A 5,159-nucleotide genomic window follows, 5' to 3' on the forward strand; every position below is an offset into this window, starting at 1 on the left:
GCTGCGGCGCTCGCCGCTGCTGCGCGCCGCGGGCGACGTCGCACGGCGCCTTGCGGCATCGGTGCAGCGGACCGGCGCGCCGGCGCCGCCGTCACCACCACAGCCGGTGGCACCTGCGGCTTGACGCCGTCCAGCACTCGCCCGCGACGGCCGAGATCGCGCGCAACCCCGACACCGGACTCCTCGTCCGTCACCTACTCGGCACCGACAGCGTCGACCTGATCGGCTCCTGCTTCATCTGCAAGCCCGCCGGGACCCCGCTGGCCGCCCCGGATCAGGTCGTCGGCCGGGTCGCGAGCCGGCCGGACCTGATCGCGTGGATCGCCATCGACGACCAGGACGACGCCGACTCCCTGCACTCGATCCCCGGCAGCCACACCAACCCCCAGGTTCCGGACGACGCCGCGCCGGCCGTCCCGGTTCCGGCCGGATGGGTCGCCCTGCTCGACCCCCGACTGCGCCACCGCCTCACGCACGCCAGGGCGGCAGACACGCCACCGGCCGGCCTCTGACTACGCGCGGCTGCTCCGAGTAGGGCCGGGCGCCACCAATCGGGCACCGGCACCCTTGCTCGCGCCATTTCGTCTCAGTCGAAGGCGCAGGACCGGTGGCCAGCGGCGGTTCGGCTCTGGACCGACTCGCTGATCGGCTCACGGTCGCCGCTTCCGTCCTGGCCGACAGGGCAAGCAACAGCGGCGCGGGGGCAACTTGGAGGCTAATGGCCCCAGAGCTGGCGGTGGTACTCCAGGTGGGCGGTGCTTACGGCGTGCTGGGGGTTAATTTGGAGCGCGCCGATGATCTTGTCGCCGTGATCGCGGACCACGAGATCGTCACCGATGTGAATGCCGCCTTCATCGAGCAGCGCGTGGTGGTTGGGACAGAGGCAGAGCACGTTCTCCGGAACGTCGGGCCCGGAGTGCGGCGCCCCCAGCGCGCGGATGTGGGCGCCCTCAGATACTGAGCCGCCCGGGATCTCGAGGCGGATGCCGCACACCTGGCAGGCGTCCTTATACAGCTTCTTCACGGCTCGCGAAACCCTGGTATCTCGGGCGACGCGTGTGGTCACCCCGACGGTCTTCTTGGGTCGCGTATTGCCGGCCGGCAGGTTGACATCAGGGATGTATGGCGCTGCCTCCTGCTCGGGCAGGCGCACGAGGCGGAACTGCCAGATGCGAAAGCCACTCTTACCGGCCTTGCTCCAGTGGTCTGCGACTCGGTAGAGCCCGTCATACCTGAAACCCGAGGTGGGCGAGTAGGTCGGGTCGCCGCGCCATCCCCGGATGACACGGACCGGAAGCCCTTGGTTCTGGCTGGTGACCAACCCAGCATTGCCTGGCTGGTCGAGCGTCTGGTCGGCGGTTTGCCTGCCAGTCGCCGGATCGTTCCCGCCCGCACCGGTGTAGAGGATCTCGTCGCCATCATCATGATCGTCTTCGTAGCCACCGCTGACGACGATTGAATCAGCGCCTTCGGCCCTGGTTCCGCTTATCCCGCTTTGATTTGGCCGATGGACGCCCGCTTGAGACAGCTCTGCGCGCGTAGCCCATCCGGTGCCGACAGACACTCCCGGAAGCTCACCGAAGTACCGACCTGCCACGTCACGACGCTCCCACAAACGCGCCGGCTGGCGGAGATGAACACGCGCGTTGCACGTGGCCTCGTGAACGAGACGTGAGGGGAACGACGTGAACGACTGCTGTGACCGCGGCATCCGTCCGCTTCGAGCTCTCGGACGGCGTCGCGAGTGCGAACAAACCGCGTCGTTCGGCGGGAAGCGTCCGGCGTCCAACGCGGCAGGTGTTCAGGCCGAGCGTTCGGACGCGTGGCCCTTGACGCTGGTTATCGGAGTTGGAGTAGTTCGTCGGCGGTCATGCCGGGCCGGAGGGGGACGAGGTCGTCGGCCCAGTGGATGACGACGACGGTTCCGTCGTCGGGGATGCCGGCTGAGGCGCAGAGCCAGGCGAGCACGTGGGCTGCTTCTTCGTGGGCGGGGGCGTCGAGGCCGAGGCTTTCGCCGTCGCTGACGATGGCGAGTTGGGCGTCTGGGGGGCCGTTGCCGTCCGGCAGGGCGATGAACGTGTCGACGAGGTCGGTGAACTCCGGCCCGGCCGGCGCGACCCTGGCGCCGGGCCATGTGCTGGCGGCCGCGATGATCCGGTCGCGGTCGAACCGGAAGTTCTCGGTGGTGGTGGCGATAGCGAGTTCGAGCATGCAGGTCTCCTATGTCCGGCTTCAGGGTTCCAGGCGGACGTAGCCGGGGATGCCTTGGGCGCGCAGCCGGCTCTCGATAAAGGCGGCGGCGCCGGGATCGTTGGTCGTGATCTCGAGGACTTTGGCGGGGTTGTGGGGGTCGTTGATCACGGTGGCGTACTTGCGGAGTCGGAAGTCCATCTGCTTCTCGGCGATCCGCTGCATCGATGAGCTTCCCATCGAGGCCGGGTCGTAGAAGGAGGAGGCGCTGACGCGGCACTTGGCGTCGGCGATCGCGCCGTAGTCAGGGGTGGCGCCGTCTGCCCAGGTCTCCCCGGTCGCGGACACCTGCCGTTCGGTTCCGCCGTAGATCCGTATTTGGTATTCCGCTTCCGCTCCGCCCGCTCGCGGCCGGCCGGGTGGGGCTGCGTCCCACCACCGGGTGAACGCTTCCCGGTCGGCCGGGTTCAGCGGTGTCCACATGTTGCCGTCGGCCAGCTCGATCGGATCGCGTCGGTAGAACGCCGCCAGGTCGATCACGCCGCTGTCGTCGCGGGCCAGGGCCCGGCGGGTGGCGAGCCACGCCTGCGGGTCGCGGGCGAAGTCCTCGGCGGCGATTCGGACTCCGCGCCCGGCGGCGGCGCCGGCGAAGTTTCCGGGGGCGAAGGTGAGCACGGCCTCGGCACCGTCGGCCACCACGCCCATCGGGGTCGCGGCGGCCAGGTAGGAGCGGGTGGTGGCGGCCGGGTCGCGGGCGAAGTCGGCGGCGCCGTGGCCGTGCTCCAGCAGGTAGGTGCCGGCCCCGGCGACGCCGAACGCCAGGCCGAGCGAGCCACCGGACAGGGCGACCAGCGCGGCGATACCCACGCCGATGGCGATTTTGCTGCCGGGGGACAGGCCGTGCCACCAGGAAGCCAGCGAGTCCAGAATTCCGGCGAGCCAGCCCGGCGGCTCACCAACCTGGCCGAGCTGGCCGGCCAGCGCTTGCACGTCGGGGCTGGAGCCGATGTGGTCGGCCCACGACGGTCCGAGCCAGAGCGCCGCCACCGTCAGGGCTGCTAGCCCGGCCATCCCGATCAGGCGGCTGCGCCAACGATCGCCGGCATTGGCCGGACCGGCGGCGTCCGCGAACGTCTCCTCCCGGGTCGCTCGCAGCATCGCGCCAGCCGCACGGCCACGAACCACGGCCCGCAGGCGTGACTCCCCGGGCTGCCGGGTGTGCGCCGTCACCAGAACGGCGACGTCGCGGACGGCGTACGTGGCCAGCGCACACGTCGCCACGACCAACGCTCGCCAGGACGCGGCCCCGCCGGCCCCGGCGAGCCGGTCGGTCCACCGGTCGGCGCGGGCGGCCGGGTCGAACGACAGCCGCAGCACCCCGGCGCCCGGGCGGGTGCGGTCACCTGCCCGCAGGTGCCGTGCGTCCACCAGCAGCGCCGCCAGGAGCAGGGCCGCCAACAGCCACCGCAGCCCCACCCCGTGATTCCCCACCTGCCACCCGGTGCGGACCAGCCACGGCACGGACGGGTGATCGGCGTCCAGCCACCGGTCACCCACCGACATCGTGGCGTTGCCGCCGGCATGCACCGAGGCCACGACCCACCACATCACCACCGGCGCGGCCACCGCCGCCGCCCGCCACCCGACCGCCTTCGGACCGCCGCTGCGCCGGGCGTGCCGCCACGCCACCACGGCCAACCCGAGCGTGACGGCGACCAGCGCCGTCATGGCCTGATGCCCGGGGAACTCCGTGCCGGGTGCCCACCGCAGCCAACCACCGAGGGGACCCCACCCGTACTGCGGGTAGCCGCTGTCCGGGCCGCGATTTCCCGGGCCCAGCAGCACATCCGCCAGCGACGGACCCCGCACCTGTACGGCCGTCCGGCGGGCCAGCTCCTCGACCGCCTGAAAGGCCAACCCGGACGCGAACCCCACCAGCAGCCAGTCCACCACCGCGAACCGCCGTACCCGCGCCGGCACCGCCACCGCCAGCACCGCCAACGGCACCAGCTTCAGCGACTCCTCACCGACCCCCGCCAGCGCCACCATCGGCCCCAGCGCACGAACCTGCCCCGACAACGTCAGCGACCCGAACTGCTGCTCGCCCACCCGTTGCGCCAACTCGTACAACAGCCCGCCGACCACCCACGACCAGACCATGCCGACGGAGAACACCCCGGCGACCAGCCGCCACGACACGGTACGGGTGCGGGCCAGCAGGAACCAGACCAGCAGCAGCCAGTACACGTGCGCGAAGACACGCAACGACTCCCGCAGCTCCGGGCGCACGACCGCCAGAACCCACGCCAGGCTCGCCCACAACCAGACCGCCCGCGCCCGCCGCAACCGCCGCAACGCCGCCTCATGCCGCTGCGCCCACCCCAGCCAGACGACCGCCAGCCGCTGCCACCACTCCTCACCCGCCGGCGCGCCACGACGTCTGGCATCCGGCACGACGCCGAACCCGGCCCCCGTTCCGGCACCCACGATCAACGTCCTCCGCCCCGCACGACTCAGGTCCCAGCCCGGGCCCGGTCTCACGATCAGAGCCGGGATGCTACCGACGACTTCCGCCTATTCGCGACCTATCAGACTCACGCCAGACTTAGGCCGACCCAGCCCATTCCTCCCTCTCTCGCGGAAACGAAGACGCCGGACGAGACACAACCACCGATCCGCCCGCGGTAGACCCGCGGCGCGGGAGGCGTGAAAGGCGCTCTTGACCTGCGAAGGTAAGGCTGTGGCCGATCCGCAGACGCGCGGCCGTGGACTCCCCGGAGAGCCGGACCCACGACGCCAGCCCCGCGCGCCCCGTTCCTTGCCCGCCCCTCCGCTCGCGCTCCGGGTGGAGGTGGTGGTGGTTGACGGAGACGAAGGCCAAGCGCTCGCCGCCCGGCAGGCAGCGGTGATCCGGCGCGTGCTCGCGTGGTCCGCTGCCCAACCCGCCAACCCGGAAACCGCGGATCGAC

General features: G+C 71.4%; 4 protein-coding genes. 1 reads left to right on the forward strand and 3 read right to left on the reverse strand.

What is annotated here, in order from left to right:
* Window positions 1-512, forward strand: a 512-nt coding sequence (locus tag AC08OU_RS22370; protein WP_476605706.1) for a hypothetical protein, incomplete at its 5' end; no start/stop codon positions are given.
* 203 nt (window positions 513-715) lie between these two features.
* On the opposite strand, the gene AC08OU_RS22375 is transcribed toward AC08OU_RS22370, so the two are convergent.
* The 3 genes from AC08OU_RS22375 to AC08OU_RS22385 form a co-directional block, all read right to left on the reverse strand.
* Window positions 716-1,711, reverse strand: a complete 996-nt coding sequence (locus AC08OU_RS22375; RefSeq protein WP_476605707.1) for a YDG/SRA domain-containing protein — start codon at window positions 1,709-1,711, stop codon at window positions 716-718.
* 128 nt (window positions 1,712-1,839) lie between these two features.
* On the reverse strand, window positions 1,840-2,211 hold the full coding sequence (locus tag AC08OU_RS22380) for a hypothetical protein (RefSeq protein ID WP_476605708.1): 372 nt from the start codon (window positions 2,209-2,211) through the stop codon (window positions 1,840-1,842).
* Window positions 2,212-2,232: 21 nt separating this feature from the next.
* Window positions 2,233-4,677, reverse strand: coding sequence for a restriction endonuclease fold toxin-2 domain-containing protein (locus tag AC08OU_RS22385; protein WP_476605709.1), 2,445 nt, complete (start codon window positions 4,675-4,677; stop codon window positions 2,233-2,235).
* Between the last annotated feature and the right edge of the window lie 482 nt (window positions 4,678-5,159).

The organism is Frankia sp. CcMO1 (assembly GCF_977945845.1).